General features: G+C 60.6%; 23 protein-coding genes. 14 read left to right on the top strand and 9 right to left on the bottom strand.

The window, feature by feature from the left end:
• Nucleotides 1-43 precede the first annotated feature (43 nt).
• From ACQZ60_RS11220 to queF, 3 genes are all read left to right on the top strand, one after another.
• On the top strand, nucleotides 44-445 hold the full coding sequence (locus tag ACQZ60_RS11220) for a glyoxalase superfamily protein (protein ID WP_304981521.1): 402 nt from the start codon (nucleotides 44-46) through the stop codon (nucleotides 443-445).
• A gap of 155 nt (nucleotides 446-600) precedes the next feature.
• Nucleotides 601-1503 (top strand): cation diffusion facilitator family transporter, encoded by a 903-nt coding sequence (locus ACQZ60_RS11215; RefSeq protein ID WP_448735242.1) that lies wholly within the window; start codon nucleotides 601-603, stop codon nucleotides 1501-1503.
• 16 nt (nucleotides 1504-1519) lie between these two features.
• Entirely contained in the window at nucleotides 1520-1984 is a 465-nt protein-coding gene (gene queF, locus ACQZ60_RS11210; protein WP_174057156.1) for a preQ(1) synthase, read from the top strand.
• A gap of 25 nt (nucleotides 1985-2009) precedes the next feature.
• On the opposite strand, the gene ACQZ60_RS11205 is transcribed toward queF, so the two are convergent.
• Both ACQZ60_RS11205 and ACQZ60_RS11200 read right to left on the bottom strand, forming a co-directional pair.
• Nucleotides 2010-2753, bottom strand: a complete 744-nt coding sequence (locus tag ACQZ60_RS11205) for a DUF2076 domain-containing protein (RefSeq protein ID WP_448735241.1) — start codon at nucleotides 2751-2753, stop codon at nucleotides 2010-2012.
• 100 nt (nucleotides 2754-2853) lie between these two features.
• Nucleotides 2854-3444, bottom strand: coding sequence for a HupE/UreJ family protein (locus ACQZ60_RS11200; protein ID WP_448735240.1), 591 nt, complete (start codon nucleotides 3442-3444; stop codon nucleotides 2854-2856).
• Nucleotides 3445-3680: 236 nt separating this feature from the next.
• Between ACQZ60_RS11200 and ACQZ60_RS11195 the strand changes: the two genes are divergently transcribed.
• Nucleotides 3681-4262 carry an ATP-dependent Clp protease proteolytic subunit gene (locus ACQZ60_RS11195; protein ID WP_003523060.1) on the top strand — a complete coding sequence of 194 codons (582 nt, stop codon included), beginning with the start codon at nucleotides 3681-3683 and terminating at the stop codon, nucleotides 4260-4262.
• Between the two features lie 72 nt (nucleotides 4263-4334).
• Here ACQZ60_RS11195 and ACQZ60_RS11190 read toward each other — a convergent pair whose 3' ends face one another.
• The gene (locus tag ACQZ60_RS11190) at nucleotides 4335-4604 is read right to left on the bottom strand and encodes a pentapeptide MXKDX repeat protein (protein ID WP_448735239.1); all 270 of its coding nucleotides are present in this window, start codon (nucleotides 4602-4604) and stop codon (nucleotides 4335-4337) included.
• A gap of 185 nt (nucleotides 4605-4789) precedes the next feature.
• On the opposite strand from ACQZ60_RS11190, the gene ACQZ60_RS11185 reads away from it, so the two are divergent.
• Together ACQZ60_RS11185 and ACQZ60_RS11180 are read left to right on the top strand one after the other, a co-directional pair.
• Entirely contained in the window at nucleotides 4790-5338 is a 549-nt protein-coding gene (locus ACQZ60_RS11185; protein ID WP_448735238.1) for a sigma-70 family RNA polymerase sigma factor, read from the top strand.
• Nucleotides 5335-5979, top strand: a complete 645-nt coding sequence (locus tag ACQZ60_RS11180) for an NrsF family protein (protein ID WP_448735237.1) — start codon at nucleotides 5335-5337, stop codon at nucleotides 5977-5979. Before ACQZ60_RS11185 ends, ACQZ60_RS11180 begins: the two co-directional genes overlap by 4 nt.
• Before the next feature lie 63 nt (nucleotides 5980-6042).
• On the opposite strand, the gene ACQZ60_RS11175 is transcribed toward ACQZ60_RS11180, so the two are convergent.
• Nucleotides 6043-7125, bottom strand: coding sequence for an esterase-like activity of phytase family protein (locus ACQZ60_RS11175; protein ID WP_448735236.1), 1083 nt, complete (start codon nucleotides 7123-7125; stop codon nucleotides 6043-6045).
• A gap of 277 nt (nucleotides 7126-7402) precedes the next feature.
• On the opposite strand from ACQZ60_RS11175, the gene ACQZ60_RS11170 reads away from it, so the two are divergent.
• From ACQZ60_RS11170 to leuA, 4 genes are all read left to right on the top strand, one after another.
• The gene (locus ACQZ60_RS11170; RefSeq protein WP_448735235.1) at nucleotides 7403-8581 is read left to right on the top strand and encodes a benzoate/H(+) symporter BenE family transporter; all 1179 of its coding nucleotides are present in this window, start codon (nucleotides 7403-7405) and stop codon (nucleotides 8579-8581) included.
• A 36-nt stretch (nucleotides 8582-8617) separates the two neighbouring features.
• Entirely contained in the window at nucleotides 8618-8911 is a 294-nt protein-coding gene (locus tag ACQZ60_RS11165) for a BrnT family toxin (protein ID WP_031233333.1), read from the top strand.
• On the top strand, nucleotides 8868-9110 hold the full coding sequence (gene brnA / locus ACQZ60_RS11160) for a type II toxin-antitoxin system BrnA family antitoxin (RefSeq protein ID WP_020808480.1): 243 nt from the start codon (nucleotides 8868-8870) through the stop codon (nucleotides 9108-9110). Before ACQZ60_RS11165 ends, brnA begins: the two co-directional genes overlap by 44 nt.
• A 317-nt stretch (nucleotides 9111-9427) precedes the next feature.
• Nucleotides 9428-11137 (top strand): 2-isopropylmalate synthase, encoded by a 1710-nt coding sequence (gene leuA / locus ACQZ60_RS11155; protein WP_020808479.1) that lies wholly within the window; start codon nucleotides 9428-9430, stop codon nucleotides 11135-11137.
• 213 nt (nucleotides 11138-11350) lie between these two features.
• On the opposite strand, the gene ACQZ60_RS11150 is transcribed toward leuA, so the two are convergent.
• On the bottom strand, nucleotides 11351-12301 hold the full coding sequence (locus ACQZ60_RS11150; protein ID WP_448735234.1) for a metallophosphoesterase family protein: 951 nt from the start codon (nucleotides 12299-12301) through the stop codon (nucleotides 11351-11353).
• Between the two features lie 66 nt (nucleotides 12302-12367).
• On the opposite strand from ACQZ60_RS11150, the gene ACQZ60_RS11145 reads away from it, so the two are divergent.
• The gene (locus ACQZ60_RS11145) at nucleotides 12368-12859 is read left to right on the top strand and encodes an NUDIX domain-containing protein (protein ID WP_448735233.1); all 492 of its coding nucleotides are present in this window, start codon (nucleotides 12368-12370) and stop codon (nucleotides 12857-12859) included.
• A 13-nt stretch (nucleotides 12860-12872) separates the two neighbouring features.
• On the opposite strand, the gene ACQZ60_RS11140 is transcribed toward ACQZ60_RS11145, so the two are convergent.
• Nucleotides 12873-13865, bottom strand: coding sequence for a glutathione S-transferase family protein (locus ACQZ60_RS11140; RefSeq protein WP_448735232.1), 993 nt, complete (start codon nucleotides 13863-13865; stop codon nucleotides 12873-12875).
• A 296-nt stretch (nucleotides 13866-14161) separates the two neighbouring features.
• On the opposite strand from ACQZ60_RS11140, the gene ACQZ60_RS11135 reads away from it, so the two are divergent.
• Nucleotides 14162-14731: a GNAT family N-acetyltransferase gene (locus tag ACQZ60_RS11135; RefSeq protein WP_035220162.1), complete on the top strand. Its 570-nt coding sequence runs from the start codon at nucleotides 14162-14164 to the stop codon at nucleotides 14729-14731.
• A 303-nt stretch (nucleotides 14732-15034) separates the two neighbouring features.
• The gene (locus ACQZ60_RS11130) at nucleotides 15035-16348 is read left to right on the top strand and encodes an MFS transporter (protein ID WP_448735231.1); all 1314 of its coding nucleotides are present in this window, start codon (nucleotides 15035-15037) and stop codon (nucleotides 16346-16348) included.
• A gap of 59 nt (nucleotides 16349-16407) precedes the next feature.
• Here the strand turns inward: ACQZ60_RS11130 and ACQZ60_RS11125 are convergent, their stop codons facing one another.
• The gene (locus ACQZ60_RS11125; protein ID WP_448735230.1) at nucleotides 16408-17373 is read right to left on the bottom strand and encodes an MBL fold metallo-hydrolase; all 966 of its coding nucleotides are present in this window, start codon (nucleotides 17371-17373) and stop codon (nucleotides 16408-16410) included.
• 87 nt (nucleotides 17374-17460) lie between these two features.
• Here ACQZ60_RS11125 and ACQZ60_RS11120 point away from each other — a divergent pair, with 87 nt between their 5' ends.
• Nucleotides 17461-18414, top strand: coding sequence for a LysR substrate-binding domain-containing protein (locus ACQZ60_RS11120; protein WP_020808472.1), 954 nt, complete (start codon nucleotides 17461-17463; stop codon nucleotides 18412-18414).
• A gap of 270 nt (nucleotides 18415-18684) precedes the next feature.
• Here ACQZ60_RS11120 and ACQZ60_RS11115 read toward each other — a convergent pair whose 3' ends face one another.
• Both ACQZ60_RS11115 and ACQZ60_RS11110 read right to left on the bottom strand, forming a co-directional pair.
• Nucleotides 18685-19098, bottom strand: coding sequence for a GNAT family N-acetyltransferase (locus ACQZ60_RS11115; RefSeq protein ID WP_031233330.1), 414 nt, complete (start codon nucleotides 19096-19098; stop codon nucleotides 18685-18687).
• Nucleotides 19099-19187: 89 nt separating this feature from the next.
• Nucleotides 19188-21272 carry a hypothetical protein gene (locus ACQZ60_RS11110; protein WP_448735229.1) on the bottom strand — a complete coding sequence of 695 codons (2085 nt, stop codon included), beginning with the start codon at nucleotides 21270-21272 and terminating at the stop codon, nucleotides 19188-19190.
• Between the last annotated feature and the right edge of the window lies 1 nt (nucleotide 21273).

Below are 21273 nucleotides of genomic sequence, written 5' to 3'. Positions count from 1 at the left end.
TGCGGCCGGTTTCATTTTACGGTCTGAAACAAGGTAGGGCAGCATGGCCGATGCGGGAACGCAAACGGGCGGGGAAATCGGCTTCGAGCGGATATTTCCGATCGTCAGAATTTTCGATGAGGCGAAGGCGCGCGAGTTTTATGTCGATTTTCTCGGTTTCGAGATCGACTGGGAACACCGCTTCGGCGATAATTTCCCGCTTTACATGCAGGTTTCACGGGCAGGGATGGGGCTTCACCTCAGCGGCCATCACGGCGATGCGACGCCGGGCTCCAACATCTTTGCCACCATGTACGGCGTTCACGCCTATCAACAGGAACTGGCGGCGAAAGACTATCGCTTCATGAAGCCGGGCGTCGAAGAACTGCCATGGGGCGATGTGATGGAAGTGACCGATCCGTTCGGCAACCGCATTCGTTTCTGCGAGCAGAAAAGCGAAGAGTGATGTTTTGGGCCTGAGCGCAAGGCCCTTGACCTTGTTCTCCGTTTGAACGATAGAACGCGCAAATAGCGAACCGCGCGCACGGAGACCCCGTGCGCGCGGTTCGTGCGTTTTGGCAATCGGTCATGCAATTCGTTCGCATCCGCACGGGGGCAAAAATGAACAGTGAAGGCAATATGCTGGTCCGGAAGCTCGCATTCTGGAGCATTCCGCTTTCTTTCGGCGTGCTGGGCCTCAAGCTCGTGGCCTGGTGGGTCACGGGCTCGGTCGCGCTTTTATCGGACGGTCTGGAATCGACCGTCAACGTGGTCGCGGCCTTCATCGCCTATTTCGTCATTCGCTATGCGCAGAAGCCCGCCGATGACGACCACCAGTTCGGCCACCACAAGGCGGAGTATATTTCCGCCGTCGTGGAGGGTGTGCTGATCGTCGTTGCCGCGCTCCTGATCGTGCAGGAGGCCTGGGGCGGTCTTTTCAACCCGAGGCTGCCGGAAGCGCCGGCCCTTGGTCTTGCCATCAATGCGGCGGCGGGCGTCATCAACGCCATCTGGGCGACGACCCTGATCCGTGTCGGCAAAAGACACGCCTCACCGGCGCTGGCCGCGGACGGCCATCACATCATGTCCGATGTCGTGACCTCGGCAGGCGTTCTCGTCGGCCTCGTTCTGGCGCTTTTGACGGGTTATGCCATTCTCGATCCGCTGCTCGCCATCCTGGTGGCCATCAACATCCTGTTCCAGGGTTCCAAGGTCATTCTGCATTCGCTTGGCGGGCTGATGGACCGGGCCGTGGAGCCGGAAGAGGACGAGGCGATCAAGAAGGCCATCGCCGAACATTGCGGCGGCGTCATTGGCGTCCATGATCTGAGGACACGCCGGGCCGGCTCGGCCGCCTTCATCGATTTTCACGTCGTTGTTCCAGCTGTCATGACGGTGCGCGAGGCGCATGATATTTGCGACCGCCTTGAAGATGCCATAAGGGACGTCATACCGGGCGCCAGCCTTGCCATTCACGTCGAGCCGGAAGGCGAAAAGGCGCATGGCGTCAAAGTGATTGTTTGAAAAACAGGAGTTTTCCATGTCCGTGACGGATGTTTCCGGCCTGTCGCAGCTGGGCACGAAGGTCGATACGCCAGAGAGCCCGGAAAAGGCCGTTCTCGAAAAGGTGCCGAACGGCAATGCCGGCACCGATTACGTGGTGCGCTTTACCGCACCCGAATTCACCTCGCTTTGCCCGATGACCGGCCAGCCGGATTTCGCCCATATCGTCATCGACTATATCGCCGGCGACTTTCTGGTGGAATCCAAGTCGCTGAAGCTGTTCCTGCAATCCTTCCGCAACCACGGCGCATTCCATGAGGATTGCTCGGTCTATATCGCCAGGCGGCTGGTGGACCTGCTTCAGCCGAAGTGGCTGAGAATCGGCGCTTACTGGTATCCGCGCGGCGGCATTCCGATCGACGTCTTCTGGCAGACCGGACCGGCGCCCGAAGGCGTGTGGCTGCCGGATCAGGGTGTTCCCACCTATCGCGGTCGGGGCTGATCCGGGCTTCTACGAGATTAAAGGTTCAGGCGAACGAACCGTCGTCGCCTGAATCGAAATCCGCGTCGTCGGCGCTGTCGTCATCGGCCTGCCGGATATCGTCGTCGTCGTTGTTCTGCGGGCTGGCGTTGTCGCCGTAATAATTATTGATGACGGTTTCCTCGACAGGCGCGTTACCCGCGGCATTGCCGCCGCCGAAGGGCGAGCCAAGGCCGAGCGACGACATGTGGCTGCCGAAAATGCCGCTCAGCGAATTGGCGAGCAGCATGCCGCCGGCGACACCCGCAGCGGTCCCAAGCGCACCCTGCAGAAAACCACCGCCGGAAGAACGCCCGAATGCGGCGGATTGCTGGCTCCAGGGGCCGCCGGATTGCTGGCCGGCTGGCGATCCCCAGGGACCCGCCGTCTGGCCGGCGGTATCGTTGCGCCATGAGGTTTGCTGGGCAGGGGCGGGTGTCGGCGCTGGCGGCTGTGACTGGCCGGTTCCGAAGATGGAACTCAGAAAGCCGCCCTGCGCTGCGGCCTGCGGGGCGCTATTGCCGCTTTCCAGCGCGTGGATGCGGTCTTCGAGCTGCTTGATATGGGCTGCCGCCGCCTCCAGACCCTTTTCCTGAACGATGACCGCCTGGGCGAGATAATAGGGCGCTGCGGGCTGATCGCGCACGGCGTCGGCGATCAATGTTTCCGCCTCGCGGTCGCGCGGGGTGGCGGATGCGGTTCTGGTTCTGTCGAACAGGGCCTTGAGAAGCTGGCTTTCTTCCGGTGACATATGATGCCTCCTTACCGTGAAGCGAAAATCCACGATAAGGAGGTAGGCCTCAATTCCGGCTTTTCAAAGCGGTCCGAATTTTAAATTTCGGTAATGATCGTCAGCCGCCGAAGGCGAGCGAGAGACCCGCAATCGCCGTCAAGGCGCCGACGGTGCGGCTGGCTACCGAACCGAAACGGGCAATGCCGAGGCCGAGCGCAATTCCGGCCGCATGCAGGATGGCGGTGGCGATCATGAAGCCGATGCCGAATTGCCATGCGCCAGCGCTGCCGAGTTCACCGCCATGGGCGTGGCCGTGGAAAAGGGCGAAAGCGCCGACCACTGCAGCGGCGGCGGCCGTCGGAAGCCTTGCAGCCATGGCAACCAGCAGGCCGAGGCCGATGACGGAAGCGAGAATGGCAGGTTCGACGAACGGAAGCTCGATACCGTAGACCGCCATCAGGAAGCCGGCGGCCATGGTGCCGACGAAGGCGGAAGGCACGATCCACAGCGCCTTGCGGTCGCCCTGCGCCACGGCGATCTGCGAGGCCCAGATGCCGACGGCCACCATCGCCAGAATGTGGTCCGCACCAAAGAAGGGGTGGGAGACACCGGCCATGAAGGAACCGTGTTCTTCCGGGTTCAGATGGGCGAAAGCCGGCAGGGTGGTAATGCCCAGTGCGGCGGCAGTGAGGCTTAGTCTTTTCAGCATGGTTCCCTCTTGAAATTATGGCCGTCCGCAACGGAATCTTGGGGCTTCCCGCAGCAGGCGGCGCTGCAATGAGGCGTCAACGATATCGCGAAGGCCGACAGGCTGTCCATGCGTCATCTGCCGGGGGTGCTGTTTATTATTGGCGGGCAAACCTTGCCTTTTTCTCTCATTGCCTTACGTAACAAGTCGCACTATGTCCGAAGGGCATGCACGAATTTTGCTGGAGAGAGCCGTTGATGAACGAAGACGAAGACGACAAGAGCAAGGAACTGCCGATCGGCAAGGAAACGGAAGCGAATCTTTTCAAGTCGCGTTCGATCTTCATCTATGGTGGCATCACGCAGGAACTGGCGCAGAAGGTCTGCACGCAGCTCGTGGCTCTCGCCGCCGCCAGCGACGACGACATTCGCGTTTACGTCAATTCGCCGGGCGGCCATGTCGAATCGGGTGATTCCATCCACGACATGATCAAGTTCATCAAGCCGAAGGTCTATATCATCGGTACGGGCTGGGTCGCTTCCGCCGGCGCGCTGATTTACGTTTCGGTGCCGAAGGAACGTCGCCTCTGCCTGCCGAACACCCGCTTCCTGCTGCACCAACCCTCCGGCGGTACGCGCGGCATGGCGTCCGACATCGAAATCCAGGCCCGCGAAATCATCAAGATGAACCAGCGCCTGATCAAGATCTTCTCCAAGGCCACCGGCCAGAGCGAAGAAAAGATCGCCAAGGATATCGATCGCGATTACTGGCTTGGTGCGGAAGAGGCCAAGGACTACGGCCTCGTCGGCAAGATCGTCGAAAGCCAGTCGGAACTCTGAGTTTTCGATTTTTCAGTTGTGAAAGCCCGTATCGGTGAAAACCGGTGCGGGCTTTTTCCTTTCAGGCCGGGGTTATTTCATCATGTCGCAGGCCTTCATCATGTCGGCCTTTTTCATCTTGTCCATTTCCATGCCGGCCTTGTGCATGCAGTCCTTCTTGCTGGCCTTCTTGCCGGTCATGGACATGCCATCCTTTTTCATCGTCTCCGTCTTCATGGTGTCGCTATGCATGGTATCCTTCTTCATCGTATCGGTTTTCATGCTCTCGGCATGGGCGATGCCTGCGAATGAAAGAGCGGACAGAAGGGAAGCGGCGGCAATGGCGGTGAAAATGCGGGTCATGAAGGGTCTCCTCTGGACGTCGTTGAATGTCCGCCGGCATCGTGCCGGGGCTCACGATTGTCCATTCGGCCGGGAAAGGCCGGCCGTTACATCTTCACGCGCTTGTGACGACAAGTTCGGGCGAGATTTTTTTAAAGCCACTATGTAACAATATCCTGCCGATTGCGAATAACCCGATAGTGACGATGACAGGCAGCCCTTCGGAAGAAACACTGAAAATGCTGATGCTGCGTTCCCTCGATGGGGACGAAGGCGCCTACAGGCATTTGCTTCATGCCCTGAGACGGCTGCTGATCGCCTATTACGGCCGGCGCATGGCCGCCGCCGCCAGAGGCGATGTCGAAGATCTTGTGCAGGAAACCCTGTTGTCGCTTCACGCCAAGCGGGAGACCTATGACCGTGCGCGACCCTTCACGGCCTGGTTCTTTTCGATCGCGCGCTACAAGCTCATCGATCACTATCGGGGCCGGGGTGCTCGCCTGCTGGCGGAAGTGGAACTCGATGAAACGCTGGAGGCGGAACCGTCCGTCGATGCGGTCACGGCCCGCATGGATGTGGAGCGGCTGCTCGACGAGTTGCCGGAACGGCAACGGGATCTCATTCGAAAGGTGAAGCTCGAAGGTCACTCAATTGCCGAAGCGGCGCAAAAATCCGGCCAGACCGAGCTTGCGGCGAGGGTCGGTATTCACAGAACGCTGAAAGTCCTGGCGGCAAAGTTGCGGGGGGACACGTGAGGAAGACGGAAGACATCATCGACCAACTGGCGGGCGATCTGAAACCCGTACGAGCTTTTGCGCTGGAGCGGAGGCTGGCGTTCGTGGCCCTGCCCGCGCTCGGCGTTTCGCTGCTGCTGATGGTCGTCATTCTGGGGCTTCGCAGCGATATGAATGACGCCATGACCGAGCCGGGCTTCTGGGTCAAATCCGCCTATAATGCCCTGCTGGCCGTGGTCGCATTTTTCGCCCTCATGCGTCTTGCGCGGCCGGAGGGCGACAGGGGGGGCCTGTTCGCGTGGCTTGCGGTGATTTTTGTGGCCATGGCGGTGATCGCGCTCGTCCAGCTTGGATTTGCCATGCCCGGCACCTACAGGACCCTCATTCTCGGATCGTCGGCGCTGCATTGCCCGTTTTTGATCGTTGCTTTCGCGCTGCCACTGTTTATCGCAAATTTCGCGGCTCTCAAGCGTTCGGCTCCCGCTGATCCCAGGCTTGCGGGCTTTGCCGCGGGCATCGCCGGGGGTGCGGCCGGGGCGTGGGTCTATTCGTGGTTCTGCACCGAAAACGGCATGGCTTTCGTGTTGATCTGGTATTCGCTGGGCATCTTGTTGACCGGCATCATCGGCGCTTTTGCCGGTTCACGTCTGCTCCGCTGGTGAAGGCAAGATTGCCGATGCCGGCCCGGACATGGTCCAGAGCCGGCATTCTGCTTCATGCGGATTTCATTGACCCAGATTGGCGGGAATTGCGAATGCGGCAAACTGGGTGAACTGCTTGCCGGTGTTGAAATTGTCATCGGAGGCGATGACGAAGAGCTGCTTGCCATCCACTACCGGACCGAAAGCGAAGCTTTCGATATTGTCGATATCGAGGCCGAAATCGCCTTCGTTGATTTCGAACCAGGCCGATTTGGACACGGCGGCCACGGATGCCGGATCGATCTTGTCCTTGCCGAGAATATTGTCGGCGCGGGACATGTCGGCGATGAAGAAGCGGATGTGATTGCCGACGCCGGAGGCGAAATTGCGCTCGACAGAGACGAAACGGCCATCCGGCAGGGCCGCGATGGCGGAAAGGCCGTTGTCGTTATATTTCGGCTCGGCGGCGGTCGGGGTCTTCGAGATAGGCTCGGTGACATAGACATGCTCGGCGACCGGCTTCAGCGTCGCCGTGTCGATGACGAGGATACGGGCCGGGCTGCCCGCCTGCGGCGTCGCCTTGGGGCCGTCCTGGGTGAGCGCATTTTCGGTGGCGGCGATCAGCCGGCCGGGCATCAGCGTCAGGCCTTCGAAAGCGAGGTTGTTCTGAACGCCCCTGGTCTTGGCGTCATCGACGAGATAGGCGTTTGGCAGTTCCAGCTGCTTCACATTGCTGCCGTCGAGGTCCGAGACGTAAAGCGCCGGCTGGTTCTTCAGGTCACGTTCGGAGGACCAGTAGAGCTTGCCGCCCTTGCGGTCGAGCGCGATGCCTTCCGCATCGATGCCCTTCGGCGCAAAAACAGCGCCGGTCTCGTCCTTCAATTCGCGCGTGGCGGCGATGTTGAGCGTGGCGGCGCCTTCCGTCACGGCCAGCTCCAGCTCGTAATAACGGGCCGGCCCTTTTTCCACGCGGTCATCGGAAATTGCGAGATAACGCCCGGTTTCGCTGTCAAAGGCGAGATCGGAAATGCCGCCGAAGGTGACGCCATCGATGGAGAGGCCCGATGGAACGACGATCTGGCCGAGAAAGGCCGGTGGCGGCGGGGTCTGGGCCGCGGCGGGCAAAGCCGCAAAACAGCAGGCGACGGTGGTGACGATGCGGAGCATGGCGAGGGTCCCTCTTGTGGCGGATGACCGGTTGCGATGCAGGGAGGATTAGCGCCGTGCCGCTAAACTTTGATGACGTTTTCCCTGTTGCCGTACCTGAAGTCTGGCGGCTCATCTTGCCAAGCCGCGTCTTTTTTGATCCTGAATATAATCACGCTTCATCCAAAGCGTGTCGCCATCCCCGGATTCCCGCGTCACGCTTCAGTTTTGTTTCTGCCTGTCGCCAATGCGGACCGCTGCGGTTGTTTGCGACAGGCAGCAGGCCGCAGAGTGCTTCATGCTGAAAGATTTTTCCGTCCAGAGCCTGTTCATGGGCTGCCTCACCGCCTTTGTCGGTTTCGCCAGCTCCTTCGCCGTCGTGCTGCAGGGCCTGAAAGCTGTCGGTGCGACGGATTTCGAGGCGGCGTCGGGACTGATGGCGCTTTCGGTGGCGATGGGGCTTTGCGCCATTATTCTCTCCGCCGCCACCCGGCTTCCCATCAGCATCGCCTGGTCGACGCCGGGTGCGGCACTGCTTGCGACCACCGGCGTCATTGAGGGCGGCTTTCCGGCGGCCGTCGGCGGTTTCATCATCTGCGCCATCCTGATCATCATCGCAGGCCTGTTCCGGCCGCTTGGAAAGGCGGTCGCCTCCATTCCAGCGCCGCTTGCCAATGCCATGCTCTCCGGCGTCATCATCGGCCTGTGTTTTGCACCGATCAAGGCGATCGGCTTCAACCCGGCGCTCGGATTGCCGATCATCCTCGCCTGGATCGTGGTGGGAGCTTTTAAACGGCTGTTCGCTGTGCCCGCCGCCCTTGCGGCCTTCGTGCTGGTGATGATTTTCGGTGTCGAAATTCCGGCGGGTGCATTTGATAGCGTGGCGCAATCGCTGACGCCGCCGATGGAGTGGGTAACGCCCGTCTTCAGTCTCCACGCGGTTGTTTCCATCGCTCTGTCGCTCTTCATCGTCACCATGGCCTCGCAGAATATTCCCGGTATCGCGGTGCTGAAGGTCAATCATTACGATCCGCAGCCCGGACCGCTTTTCGCCTCGACCGGCTTTTTCTCGCTGCTTTCCGCACCCTTTGGCGGCCATGCCGTCAATCTAGCGGCGATTACGGCGGCGATGTGCGCTGGCGAGGACGCCCATCCTGATCCGAAGCGGCGTTACTGGGCGGCGATCATCGGCGGTGTCGGCTATATTATTTTCGGTCTTTTGGCGGGCGTGGTCACGGCCTTCGTGGCGCTGGCGCCGCCCATTCTCATTCAGGCTGTGGCGGGGCTGGCACTGGTCGGCGCCTTTTCCGGCTCCGCTGTCGCAGCCTTCAGGGAGCCGGAAACCCGCGAGGCGGCGGCCATTACTTTCCTCATCACGGCTTCCGGCCTTTCCTTCGGCGGTATTTCCGGGGCCTTCTGGGGTTTGATCGGTGGGGGACTGATGATGGCGTTGCAGCGGGTGGTGAAGCGTGGTTAGATAGTGGAAATGGTATAGTTTTTATATTATATTCTCATGGTATTCGAATTTGATCCGATAAAGAGCGCTGGCAATAAAGACAAACACGGCATCGATTTTGTCGATGCACAGGCATTGTGGCACGATAAATACGGTTTGACGGTTACAGCGCACAATATTGGAGAAGAGCGGTTCGCCCTCATCGCACTTCTCGGGGAGAAGTTGTGGTTGGCTGTCCATACAGTGCGGGGTGGCCGTATTCGCATCATTTCCGTGCGCCGTGTCCGAAAATTAGAGAGGTATCATTATGAAGACAATAAGCGCAGAAGAATTCGACAGGATGGCCGATGATGGCGAAGACATCAGCGAATATCTCGACTGGTCGACGGCGCGCCATCTGAACATCGAACCCAAGCGCGTGAACATCGATTTTCCGACGTGGGTCGTCAACGATCTCGACAACGAAGCACGTCGTCTCGGTGTGACCCGGCAATCGCTAGTCAAATTGTGGATCGCTGAAAGGCTGGAGACTGGCCGTCAAGCAAAATAAGCCTGCGCATCACAAGATCACTTGTCAGACCGCCAGCCGCTGTTTATACACATCGCCATGAGCAACAGCATCGCAACCATTTTCGGCATGAGCGCGCAGATTTCTGCGAAGGCCTCGCCGTGCGGTGCACTCTCGCTTCTTAGCCTCGACCTTACACGCGGTTGCCGGGTCCAGTGAGGAGCGCCCGGCGGCCGAAAGCCCGCTGGTGCAAACGCTCCTCATCTCGAAATCTCATTTTATACTGGATTTAGGCCCTCAAGGGTCGCGCATCCGCCGATGGCGAAAGACGCCCGCGGACTGCGCAAGGAGGAAGCGAAATGGACGGCAAGATCACCAATATTTCCAAGGGCATGGCTGACGCGAGCGTGAAGTATCGCCCTTACCCGACCATCAATATCCCCGACCGTACATGGCCGGGCAAGACCATCGACAAGGCGCCGATCTGGTGTTCGGTGGACCTGCGCGACGGCAACCAGTCGCTGGTCAACCCCATGGGCCACGACCGCAAGGCCCGCATGTTCAAGCTGCTGCTCGAAATGGGTTTCAAGGAAATCGAGATCGGTTTTCCTTCCGCCTCGCAGACGGATTTCGATTTCGCCCGCTGGTGCGTGGAAGAGGGCAATGTGCCTGACGATGTCTCCCTGCAGGTGCTGGTGCAGTGCCGCCCGGAGCTGATTACCCGCACCTTCGAGGCGCTGGAAGGCGCCAACAAGCCGATCATCCACTTCTACAATTCCACCTCGGAATTGCAGCGCCGCGTGGTGTTCGGCAAGGATGTGCACGGCATCAAGCAGATCGCCGTCGATGCGGCCAAGATGATCACCGACATGGCGGCGAAGGCCGGCGGCGGTTATCGCTTCGAATATTCGCCCGAGAGCTTTACCGGCACCGAGCTGGAAGTGGCGCTGGAAATCTGCAACGCCGTGGTCGAGGTTGTGAAGCCGACGGCCGACAACAAGCTGATCCTGAACCTGCCGTCGACGGTGGAAATGGCGACGCCGAACATCTATGCCGACCAGATCGAATGGATGTGCCGCAATATCGACAATCGCGAAAACGTCATCATCTCGCTGCATCCGCATAATGACCGCGGCACGGGCATTGCCGCGACCGAACTGGGCCTGATGGCCGGTGCTGACCGCGTGGAAGGCACGCTGTTCGGCAATGGCGAACGCACGGGTAACGTCGACGTCGTGACGCTGGCGCTGAACATGTATACGCAGGGTGTGGACCCTGAGCTGGATTGCCGCGATATCGAGCGCATCAAGGATGTCTACGAATATTCCAACGAGATGACGATCCCCGAGCGTCATCCTTATGTCGGCGAACTGGTCTACACCGCCTTCTCCGGCTCGCATCAGGATGCGATCAACAAGGGCATGAAGGCGATCAAGGTCGCCAATCATCCCGTCTGGGAAGTGCCCTATCTGCCGATCGATCCGAAGGATGTCGGCCGCTCCTATGAGGCGATCATCCGCATCAACTCGCAATCCGGCAAGGGCGGCATCGCCTATATTCTGCAGCAGGATTACGGCATCAACCTGCCGCGCAACCTGCAGGTGGAATTCCGCGAGGACATTCAGCGCATCACCGATGAAGAGGGCGTGGAGCTGCCGGCCAAGCGCATCTACGAGCGCTTTATCGAGCGTTACGTGACGCAGCCGAATGCGCGCATCAAGTTCGTCGATCACCACACCTATCCGGCCGGCGATTTCAAGGGCGTGCGCATCGTGGCTGCCGAAATCACCGATAATGGCGAGGTGAAGCGTATCGAGGGCAAGGGCACCGGTCCGATCGACGGGTTCATCAATGCGCTGTCGGTTTATCTCGGCATAGACCTGTCGGTGAATGATTATTCCGAGCATTCGCTGCAGCATGGCTCGAACGCTTCGGCCATCGCCTATGTCGAGATGGAGCATCCGGGCGGCAAGCTGTTCGGGGCGGGCGTCAATACGAATATCGTGGCGGCGTCGCTGGAGGCGATTGTTTCGGCGGCCAATCGGGTGCTGGAAGAGCGGGCGAAGTAAGTTTGCCTTGAGGGTGGGGCTTTGCCCCCCTCTGCCCTGCCGGGCATCTCCCCCTCAAGGGGGGAGATCGACTCGTGGTTGGGTCTCGCCCATCTCAACATTTGCAAATGAAGTGGCGGTAGCGCCTCCTGCCGATCTCCCCCCTTGAGGGGGAGATGCCCGGCAGGGCAGAGGGGGGTAAAGCCCCACCCACCGACACAACCGCTCCGGACGCTATTCCTTCGGCAGCGAGAACCCCAGCGGCCGGCCGTTTTCATAAAACACCCGCACATCCTCCAGCGCCACACCCGTCCCCGTCTCATTGAGGCTGTGGCGCTCACAGGCGACATTCCAGGTGCCGGGGCCACCGGAAATATGGAAGAGATTATAGGCCGCGCGCGGTTTTTCACCGCCCGGTCCCTGGCTGGCGGAGGAAATGCCGACGACCGGGATGTGGTCTTCCCCATGGTGGGTGTTCAGCCAGTAGACCGTATTCAAATGCGTATGACCGTGCAGCACGAGTTCCGCGCCACCGACGCCGAGAGCGGCGGCAAAGCGACGAACGCCGAACATGCGTTTATGGGCGGCAGTGGCGCCCCGGATCGGCGGGTGATGGATCATCACCACGCGGAATAGCCCCTGTTTACCAGCTTTTTTCAAAAGCTCCGCCGTGGCGCGGGCCTGCCGGTTGCCGAAGTAGCCGGTTGCCGAAAAGGGCGGCGTCGCAATCGAGGTGGAGCAGCCGATCAGTGCGACGGGACCGCGCACGCGCATATAGGGAAAAATCTTGCGGTCGTCGTCCCATTCCAGCGGGTCGCCATCGCCGCGCACGTAAGGATACCAAGCCTGCATGGCCTTGTCGTGCGCGCCGGACACATAGGCGTCGTGATTGCCGGGAACGACGGAGGTTCTTTCGGGATCGCCTACCTCCTCCAGCCAGTCGGCGGCGGCGCGGATTTCAATGCCGGTCGCAAGATTGACGAGATCGCCGGTAATAGCCAGATGATCCGGTGACTTTGTCTCCAGATCGTCGAGCAGTTTTTCCAGCGTATCGGTGAAGAGATGCTTGCGGCGGTTGCGGTGCCAGTTGACAAAACCGGTGATACGCTTGGATGCAAGTTCCCGGAAAGTGAGTTTTGGCAGTGGCCCCAAATGGACGTCTGAAATATGCGCAAGTTTGAACATGGCGGCAGAGATAACCTATGATATGCCGCGCGTCCAATAAAAGCCGGCAGGCGGGGAGAAACCAGGGTGAATGACGAAACAACCGGGCGGCAGGCCCGTCCGTTCCATATGCGCGTCCTCATTCGCCTGCTGCATTTCGTTTTTCTGTTCACGCGCGGCGCAACTCTTGGCGTGCGTGCGGCCTGTTTCGATGAAAAAGGCAGGATTTTTCTGGTGCGGCACACCTATCTGCCGGGCTGGTATCTGCCGGGCGGCGGTGTGGAGCGTGGTGAAACCCTGCTGATGGCACTGCACAAGGAAATCCGTGAAGAAGGCAATCTCGAAGCTGCCTCCAAACCGGAGCTTTTCCATGTCTATCTCAATCTGGAAGGTAGCAATCGCGATCATGTGGCGCTCTACCGGCTTGACGTCACTCAGACCAAGCCGAAAAAGCCGGATCATGAAATTGCCGAAAGCGGCTTTTTCGAGTTGTCGGAGCTACCGGAAGGGGTGACGGCCGCAACCCGCCGCCGCCTTGCCGAGCTTGCCGGCGAAGCGGCGATCGCCGACCACTGGTAGTAACGGCTTTCCGTCAGGAGAGCGCCTCGCGGCCATGGGCCATGGTCAGGTCCAGTTCCGGGCCGACGGGCACGATGCCGGTCGGGTTGATGGTGCGGTGGCTGCGGTAATAATGCTCCTTAATGTGGCGCATATCGACCGTCTCTGGCACGCCCGGCGTCTGATAAAGATCGCGCAGGTAATCCGTCAGGTGCGGATAGTCATGGATGCGGCGGATATTGCATTTGAAATGGCCGACATAAACGGGGTCGAACCGCACCAGCGTGGTGAACAGGCGCCAGTCCGCTTCCGTCTGTTCTGAACCGAACAGGAAACGCTGGTCCTTCAGGCGGTCCTCCAGCATATCCAGCGTTTCGAACACCTTCACGGCATTCTGCTGATAGGCGTCCTGCGTGGTGGCGAAACCGGCCTTGTAGACGCCGTTATTGACGGTGTCGTAGATAACGTCGTTCATCGCATCGATCTCGGCGCGCAGCGCTTCGGGATAATAATCGGCCTGCGAGCCGGTGAGATCGTTGAAGGCGGAATTGAACATGCGGATGATTTCCGCCGATTCATTGGAGACGATGGTGCCGCGTTTTTTATCCCACAGCACTGGCACGGTGACACGCCCCGAATATTTGGGGTCTGCTTTGGTGTAGACCTGCCAGAGCGTCGAGGAGCCGAAGAGGTGATCCTCGGTCGCGCTCGGCGTGCGCTCGCCCTCAGGCTTAAATTCCCAGCCGTTTTCGAGCATCAGCGGATCGACGACGGAAACGGAAATCAGGTTCTCCAGCTTTTTCAGCTTGCGGAAGATCAGGGTGCGGTGCGCCCAGGGGCAGGCGAAGGAGACATAGAGGTGGTAACGGTCCTTCTCCGCTTCGAACCCGCCTTCTCCGGAAGGGCCGGCTGCGCCATCCGCTGTGATCCAGTTGCGGAATTGCGAGGCGCTACGCTTGAAGTGCCCCTTGGTTTCCTTGGTGTCATACCAGACGTCTTTCCATACGCCTTCCACCAGCATGCCCATGATGATCTCCTTGATTGTTTCCTTTTGAGCGATCCTAACCGTTCTGCACTCTCCCGCGAACCCGCAAGGCGCTGAACAATGCGTTTCCGGTCCTGTGGAAACTGAATGGGATAGTGCAGAGATTTGTTCTGGACGGGTGGGAATTTTCCTGATAACTGCAATTTTCACAAATCTGAGGAAATTGCTGACTATGATCGAACCACGGATGCTCCGACGACGCTGACGCTCCTGAACGCCCTTACCGGCGCAGCCGTCACCTATTGTCGCATCCGCATTCTGGAAGTTTCGGTCTCTTCATGTCCAAGCACGATCTTGTCTACCTCACCGAGGACGCGTCGCACGACGCCATCATCGACGTCATCAACGAAGAAGCATTCGGTCCCGGCCGGCATACCCGTGCCGCAGCGCGCATCCGTGAGCAGGGGCCGCATGACCGGTCGCTGTCCTTCGTTTGTGCCGACGATGGCGAAACCATTGCTTCGGTGCGCATGACGCCGGTTCTGGCGGGTGGGGTGAAGGGCCATATGCTCGGGCCCCTTGCGGTTCGGCCCTCGCACAAGAACAAGGGCATCGGCCGGGAACTCGTCCGGATCGCCATTGCCGCCGCCCGGCGGAAGGGCTCCGAAGCGGTAATCCTGATCGGCGATCCGCCCTATTACATGCCGCTCGGTTTCGAGAAGGTCGCTTATGCGGCGCTCGATTTTCCCGGCCCGGTCGACCCGAACCGGGTGCTTGTCGTGCCGATTGGCGATGACGTGCACCAGCGGCTGAAGGGCAAGATCGGCTGGCGCAAATGCGAGGCCGTGATGCCGGCCGCCACGGCGGAAGATGAGGGTTTTGAGGAGCCGCTCAGGGTTTACGGCTGAGGGGGTATCCGAAGGGGCAGCTTTGCCTTTTCTCGCCAGCGCTTCTGTCTTCCCTCATTCCTGTGCTTGTCACAGGAATCCAGCCGACGCGCGTCTGCGCGACGCGAGGACTCTTTTCAGCCCAAGGACTTGGGCTGGCTGGATCCCTGTGACAAGCACAGGGATGAGGGGGAGGTGCAGGGGCGCGACTATCGGTGCGCCGAGCATTTCGTTTCAACCGATCGCATCCCGCACAGAATTCAATTCCGTTTCCTCCCCCTATACGATAGCAAGTCAAAGTCGATTTCTGCAAAGGGGCGGGGCATGACGGCTATCACCATGAATGATGCGCTGGAGCGCGCGGGCGCAGGCGCCTATCAGCGGCGGCTGATGGGCATATTCGGCCTCGTCTGGGCCGCGGATGCCATGCAGGTTCTGGCCGTTGGCTTCACCGCCGCCTCGATTGCCGCAACCTTCGGGCTGACGGTGCCGCAGGCGCTGCAGACCGGCACGGCGTTCTTTTTCGGCATGCTGCTTGGTGCTGCCGGTTTCGGGCGGCTGGCGGATCGTTACGGGCGTCGCCGTGTGCTGATCGTCACCGTGGCCTGCGATGCGCTGTTCGGCGTGCTTTCGGTGTTCGCCCCCGATTTCACCATTCTGCTCGTTCTGCGTTTTTTGACTGGTGCTGCCGTGGGCGGCACGCTGCCGGTGGATTATGCGATGATGGCGGAATTCCTGCCCGCCAAAAATCGCGGCCGCTGGCTGGTCTTTCTGGAGGGTTTCTGGGCAGTCGGCACGCTGATCGTGGCGCTGGCGGCTTGGGGCGCCAGCCTTGCTGGTGTCGCCGACGCCTGGCGTTATATTTTTGCCGTGACGGCTTTTCCGGCGGTTCTCGGCCTTGGCCTGCGCTTTCTGGTGCCGGAATCGCCACTTTACCTGCTGCGCAGCGGGCGGTTGGAGGAAGCCAAGGCCGTCGTCAACCACATGCTGGTGACGAATGGCCGCGCGCCGCTCGATGCCGGGACCGGGCTTTTCCAGCCTGACGTGGGGAAGGGGCAGGGGATATTTTCACCGGCGCTTAGGCAGCGCAGCATCATGATCCTCGCCATCTGGTTCCTCGTCTCCGTTTCCTATTACGGCGTCTTCACCTGGATGCCGGCAAAGCTGGCGGGTGACGGTTTCGGTTTCGTGCGCGGTTACGGTTTTCTGGTGCTGGTGGCGCTGGCGCAAATCCCCGGTTATGCGCTTGCCGCCTATGGCGTCGAAAAATGGGGCCGCAAGCCGACGCTGATCGGTTTCTGCCTGCTCTCTGCGCTCGGGTGCCTGCTCTTCACGCTGGCCTCGGCGGGCGCGATGATCGCCGCCTCGCTTCTGATCATGAGCTTTGCGCTGCTCGGCACCTGGGGAGCGCTTTATGCTTACACGCCGGAGCTTTACCCGACGGAATCGCGGGCGACCGGCATGGGGGCTGCGGGCGCCATGGCAAGGCTCGGCGGCCTGCTGGCGCCGTCTCTGCTTGGTTATGCCATAGCGCAGGGTTTTGGCGTCGCAATCGGCATTTTTGCCGGTCTGCTGGTGCTTGCCGCCCTTGCGGCGACGATGATCAATGCGGAAACGCGGCAGGTGGCGCTGACCTGACGCGCCCTTCCCGCGCAATGGCCTGACCCGTTGAGGATCAGGCCAGGCTGTTTCGCACCTTACAGCGCCGTGTAGTTGACCGGTAGCCAATCGTAATTGGTGCTGTCGGTGCGCACATGGCCGATGCCGGGGAAGGCGATATGCGCGCCGGCCACCAGATATCTGCCTTCCACCGCCTGCCGGAATGCCAGATCGCGCGCCACGACGGCGGCCTTCTGGTCGACGTCGAATTCGATGGCCACGTCAGGCTCATCGAACTGGAGGATATCGCCATGGGTGATATCGCCCCAGAAGACGATTTTCTGGCCGTCGCTTTCAAGAACGACAGCGCTGTGGCCGGGCGTGTGGCCGGCGTAAAGGATAGAGCCGAGACCGGGAACCGGTGCAGCATTATCGCCGAATGTCTTGAACTTGCCGGCATCGATATAGGGCTGGATGCTTTCCTTCGCTTCGGCATAACCCTTCTTCAGCGCTTCAGGGGCCGCCTCGGCCTTTGCCGCATCGAGCCAGAAAGCGGCTTCACGCTCGTTGACGTGCAGGGTCGCATTGGCAAAGACGCGTTTGCCATTGGCTGACAGTCCGCCGGAATGGTCTGTGTGGATATGGGTGAGGACAATGTCGTCTATCTCCTCGGCCTTGTAACCGGAGGCCTCGATATTGGCGACGAGCCTGCCGAGGGATGGGCCGAGATAGGCACCGGTGCCGGCGTCGATCAGCACCAGCCTGTCTCCGGTGTTGACGAGAAATGCGTTGACCGAGGTAGGTGTCTCTTCCGGCAGGAAGGCATTCTGCAAGACCTTTGCCGCATGTTCCGGCGTGGTGTTGGTGTAAATCTTGGCGAGCGGCAGCGCGATGACGCCGTCCGAAAGGGCGGTGACTTCCACCTTGCCGACCATCAGCCGATAAAAGCCGGGTGCCTGTGTGGCGGCCAAGGGCGCCTTGGCGAATGCGACGGTGGGGGCAACGAAAGGGGCGGCGAAGATGGCGCTGGCGGCGCCTTTGAGAAGTGAGCGACGGGACGGCATTGGGAGCTCCTGGGTTGAGGGAATGTCTTGAAACTTTCCGCACTCCAGCTAAGTGTAGGCAGGCCAGCAATCAAATCGATGTGACTTATGCAGACTATCGACCATTTCAATCTCCGTTCCTTCGACCTCAATCTTCTCATCGCTTTCGATGCGATGATGGAGGAGATGAACGTTACGCGCGCCGCGCGGCGGCTGAAAATCCAGCAACCGGCCATGAGCCATAATCTCTCCACCCTGCGCACCCTGTTTCAGGATGAGCTTTTCATCCGCGTGGGGCAGGAGATGAAGCCGACGGCGCGGGCGCTTAATCTGGCCGGCCCGGTGCGGCAGGCGCTCAGGCAGGCGCAGGCGGCGGTGATGACGGCGGATGTGTTCGATCCGGCCACCGAGCGCCGCACATTCCGGCTGGGCATGTCGAGCGAGGTGGAGCTGTTGCTTTTGCCGGATCTGACGGCGCGGCTGCGGGAGATCGCACCCGGCATCCGCATCCTCGCCCGCAGCGGGCAGGAGCAGGAAATTACCGCGATGCTCGATACGGGCGTGATCGACATGGCTGTCGGATGCACCTATTCGAAGGAGCAGCGCCACCATTGCGAGCCGCTTTATTCCTCCAGCGTGCTTTGCTGTTTCAACCCGGCCTTGCTCGATCTGCCCAATCCCGTCGGGCTGGACGCCTATATGGAGGCCAAACATGCGGTTATCTCGCAGACGGACAGTCTGCATGGCTGCATCAAGGATGCGCTGGAACTGAGCGGACTGGAAATCGACGTCGTTGCGGCCGCACCGGATTTTCTCTCGGTGCTGGCAACGGCGCGATCCTCGGCGGTGCTGGCGACCGTATCCTCACGCATCGCGCTGCGTTATGCGCCGATGCTGGGGCTGGAAATAAGCCCGGTGCCGGTGACGCTGAGTTTCCCGCCCGTCGCCATGGTCTGGACATTGCAGACCGATGCGGATGCCGGAGCCGTTTGGCTTCGCCAGCAAATCCGCGAGGCTATGGGCCGAACGGTCGACGGTGGGGTATCGGGTATCGCCGCCTAAAGCATGTCTCCCAAACTGTGCAGTGGTTTTGGGAGACATGCATAGAACATAAAGCGCGTCGCATTTAATCTGCTTCCACAGTACGCTACAGTTGAAATCATCGACGGCGCTGGGTGTCGTTATACCCCCCTCTGTCCTGCCGGACATCTCCCCCTCAAGGGGGGAGATCGTTCCGTGGCGATGTCTCGTACTTCTCGACGGTCGAGAATGAAGCGGCAAGACAGAGGGGGGTAACGACGTGCGCGATCGTCGACGATTTTCAACAGCCTGCTAGAAGCGTTTCTCGAGCCATGTGATCGTCTGGCCCGTGGAAAGCGGCGCAAGCGAGCCAATCTTCGTGAAACCGTAGCGTTCGTAGGTTCTCAGGGCATCCGGGTTCATCGTGTCGATATAGGCACCCATGCAGCCGCGCTTTCTGGCTTCCTCCTCTGCCATGGCAAGCAGCTTCGGAGCCGTGCCCTGACCGCGCATGGCCTCCGGCACGAAAAGAAGCTGGACGTAAAGCCAGCCGCGAGCGGTATAGCCCACCAGACCGCCGGTGACGGTATTGTCGTCATCACGAATGGTGATGTTGAGTTCGCGTTTGTCGCTTTCGCCGAAACGGGCGAGATTATAGGCCACCAGCGGATCGCGAATGGACTTTTCGACTTCCGCATCCGCGACGTCGCTCAAAACGAAATTCATGTTCATCTTCCCGGGCCGCCGGGCGGCAGCCGTTTCCCGTTTTCCGTTCCGAGACGTGAAGCGCCCTAAGCTCTTCGCTGGAAACTCAGTTACCGGCCCTCACGCCACCACAGCGCGGAGAAGGCGAGCAGCAGGGCGGCAAGCCCGGCAAAACCGGCAAAGAGCGGCAGGGTGTTGACGCCTTTCAGCACCGTCTCGTCGGTCATGCGTATCAGCATGCGATCCTCATCGGCAACCCTGATATCTCCGCGCACGGGCAATATATCTGGCAGCGCGATACGGCCGGAATTATCGGCGACGCGGTGCACGCTGCCTCTGGTGGCATCGGCGAGCGGTTTCAGCGTCTCGGTCGTCGAAATCATCGCCTTGAATTCCGGCGCATCCACCGCGCCGACATGGACGAGGGTGGTGAAATCGCCGTTTTTGATCTCGAACAGGCCGGTTTCGTCCATGCGGCGCTCGATCCTGTAAAGACCGGGCTCCGTGCTGGTGAAGGCCATGTTCTCGGTCTTGCCGGAAGGGAAACGCACGCTGGCCTGACCGGGATCGTCGCCGATGGTCTGGCGGGTGATCTGCAAGGTGCGGCCATTGGCGCGCGCCGTCAGCGCTTCTTCCTCAAGCTCGGGTTCCTTCATCAGCCAGTGGGCGATGCGACGGTAAAGCGCCACATGCGGGCCGCCGCCTTCGAAACCGCGCGCCCAGAGCCAGCCCTGATCGGACAGCAGCATGGCGACACGGCCTTCGCCCTGACGGTTGAGAACCAGAAGCGGGTCCTGCCCGTCGCCCAGCATCACGGTCTGGCCCTGCGGCGGGTCGACGCTGATGGTGCGGAACCAGCGGCCCCATTGCGGCGGTTCGTTGCCCGAACCTTCCAGCCCGCGGGTGACGGGGTGTTTCTTGCCAGCTTCCGAAAGGCGCGGATAAAAGGCGGCCTGATGCACCTGACCGGTCGGCTGCGCCGGCAGCACGGAGGCGAGCGGCGTCATGGCGATCGAATCCTGACCGGCATGTTCCGGCCCGGCGGCGATCAAAAGCGCGCCGCCCTTTTCGACATATTGGGCGATGTAATCGTAATAGAGGATCGGCAGCACGCCGCGATGCTGGTAACGGTCGAAGATGATGAGGTCGAAATCCTCGATCTTTTCGACGAACAATTCACGGGTGGGGAAGGCGATCAGCGAGAGTTCGTTGATCGGCGTGCCATCCTGCTTTTCCGGCGGGCGCAGAATGGTGAAATGCACCAGATCGACCGAGGCGTCGGATTTCAGGAGATTGCGCCAGGCGCGTTCACCGGCATGCGGCTCGCCGGAGACGAGCAGCACGCGCAGGTTCTGGCGGATGCCTTCGATCAGGTGAACGGCGCGGTTATTGGCAGCGGTCACTTCGCCGGGAAGCTCGGCGACGGAAAATTCCATGACATTGTTGCCGCCGCGCGGAACCTTGAAATTGAACGGCGTTGGCTGGCCGGGTGTGGCCTGCAGCGTGGCGATTTCTTCGCCATTCATCTTCACCGTCACTTCCGCCGAACCGCCGCCGGCGGGGCGGCCATCATCGAAGACGCGCAGTGTCAGCTGCTGTTCCTCATTGACGATGCCGAAGCGCGGGGCGCGAACGATCTCGATACGGCGGTCGAATTCATCGGCCTTGCCGGTGATCAGCCCATGCACGGGGGCGCGGAAGCCCAGCGCCTGTTCGGCATTGGGCAGGGCATTGGGAATATCGTGAATCTGGCCGTCGCTGAGGAAGATCGCGCCGCCGACACGCGACGGCGAGACATCCGAAACGGCGGAGGAAAGTGCGGAGAACAGCTGCGTCGAGGGTGAATCGCTCTCGCCATTGTCGCGCACTTCCACGATGCGCGGCTCGATGCGCGGGAAGCGGGAGAGCCGGTCTTTCACCGTCTCCAGCGCCGTATCGGTCATTTGCGGCCGGTCCTGCACGTCCTGGCTCTGCGAACGGTCGACGATGACGGGCACGATGGTGGAGAGCGGCTCGCGCTCCTCCTGCGTCAGAAGCGGATTGGCAATAGCGGCAAGCAAAGCGGCGAGCGCCAGCCCGCGCAGCCATGCGCCACGCACGCCGCGCCACAGGCCGATGAAGGAGAGGAGAAGGGCGGCGACGGCCAGAACGGCGATCACGATCCACGGCAGGAATGGGGAGAAGGTCAATGTCATG

It is taken from the genome of Agrobacterium sp. 22-223-1 (assembly GCF_053522385.1).
Note: the sequence above shows the minus strand (reverse complement) of the source record. Positions and strands in the feature narration are given on the sequence as shown.

Excerpts from the sequence above, each read along its gene's own strand:
- leuA (WP_020808479.1), top strand. The coding sequence starts at position 9,428 with ATGGACGGCAAGATCACCAATATTTCCAAGGGCATGGCTGACGCGAGC.
- ACQZ60_RS11175 (WP_448735236.1), bottom strand. The coding sequence starts at position 7,125 with ATGCTCCGCATCGTCACCACCGTCGCCTGCTGTTTTGCGGCTTTGCCC.
- ACQZ60_RS11185 (WP_448735238.1), top strand. The coding sequence starts at position 4,790 with ATGACAGGCAGCCCTTCGGAAGAAACACTGAAAATGCTGATGCTGCGT.
- ACQZ60_RS11195 (WP_003523060.1), top strand. The coding sequence starts at position 3,681 with ATGAACGAAGACGAAGACGACAAGAGCAAGGAACTGCCGATCGGCAAG.
- ACQZ60_RS11170 (WP_448735235.1), top strand. The coding sequence starts at position 7,403 with ATGCTGAAAGATTTTTCCGTCCAGAGCCTGTTCATGGGCTGCCTCACC.
- ACQZ60_RS11125 (WP_448735230.1), bottom strand. The coding sequence starts at position 17,373 with ATGCCGTCCCGTCGCTCACTTCTCAAAGGCGCCGCCAGCGCCATCTTC.
- queF (WP_174057156.1), top strand. The coding sequence starts at position 1,520 with ATGTCCGTGACGGATGTTTCCGGCCTGTCGCAGCTGGGCACGAAGGTC.
- ACQZ60_RS11165 (WP_031233333.1), top strand. The coding sequence starts at position 8,618 with ATGGTATTCGAATTTGATCCGATAAAGAGCGCTGGCAATAAAGACAAA.
- brnA (WP_020808480.1), top strand. The coding sequence starts at position 8,868 with ATGAAGACAATAAGCGCAGAAGAATTCGACAGGATGGCCGATGATGGC.
- ACQZ60_RS11120 (WP_020808472.1), top strand. The coding sequence starts at position 17,461 with ATGCAGACTATCGACCATTTCAATCTCCGTTCCTTCGACCTCAATCTT.
- ACQZ60_RS11220 (WP_304981521.1), top strand. The coding sequence starts at position 44 with ATGGCCGATGCGGGAACGCAAACGGGCGGGGAAATCGGCTTCGAGCGG.
- ACQZ60_RS11215 (WP_448735242.1), top strand. The coding sequence starts at position 601 with ATGAACAGTGAAGGCAATATGCTGGTCCGGAAGCTCGCATTCTGGAGC.
- ACQZ60_RS11190 (WP_448735239.1), bottom strand. The coding sequence starts at position 4,604 with ATGACCCGCATTTTCACCGCCATTGCCGCCGCTTCCCTTCTGTCCGCT.
- ACQZ60_RS11205 (WP_448735241.1), bottom strand. The coding sequence starts at position 2,753 with ATGTCACCGGAAGAAAGCCAGCTTCTCAAGGCCCTGTTCGACAGAACC.
- ACQZ60_RS11135 (WP_035220162.1), top strand. The coding sequence starts at position 14,162 with ATGTCCAAGCACGATCTTGTCTACCTCACCGAGGACGCGTCGCACGAC.
- ACQZ60_RS11140 (WP_448735232.1), bottom strand. The coding sequence starts at position 13,865 with ATGGGCATGCTGGTGGAAGGCGTATGGAAAGACGTCTGGTATGACACC.
- ACQZ60_RS11150 (WP_448735234.1), bottom strand. The coding sequence starts at position 12,301 with ATGTTCAAACTTGCGCATATTTCAGACGTCCATTTGGGGCCACTGCCA.
- ACQZ60_RS11130 (WP_448735231.1), top strand. The coding sequence starts at position 15,035 with ATGACGGCTATCACCATGAATGATGCGCTGGAGCGCGCGGGCGCAGGC.
- ACQZ60_RS11115 (WP_031233330.1), bottom strand. The coding sequence starts at position 19,098 with ATGAATTTCGTTTTGAGCGACGTCGCGGATGCGGAAGTCGAAAAGTCC.
- ACQZ60_RS11110 (WP_448735229.1), bottom strand. The coding sequence starts at position 21,272 with ATGACATTGACCTTCTCCCCATTCCTGCCGTGGATCGTGATCGCCGTT.
- ACQZ60_RS11200 (WP_448735240.1), bottom strand. The coding sequence starts at position 3,444 with ATGCTGAAAAGACTAAGCCTCACTGCCGCCGCACTGGGCATTACCACC.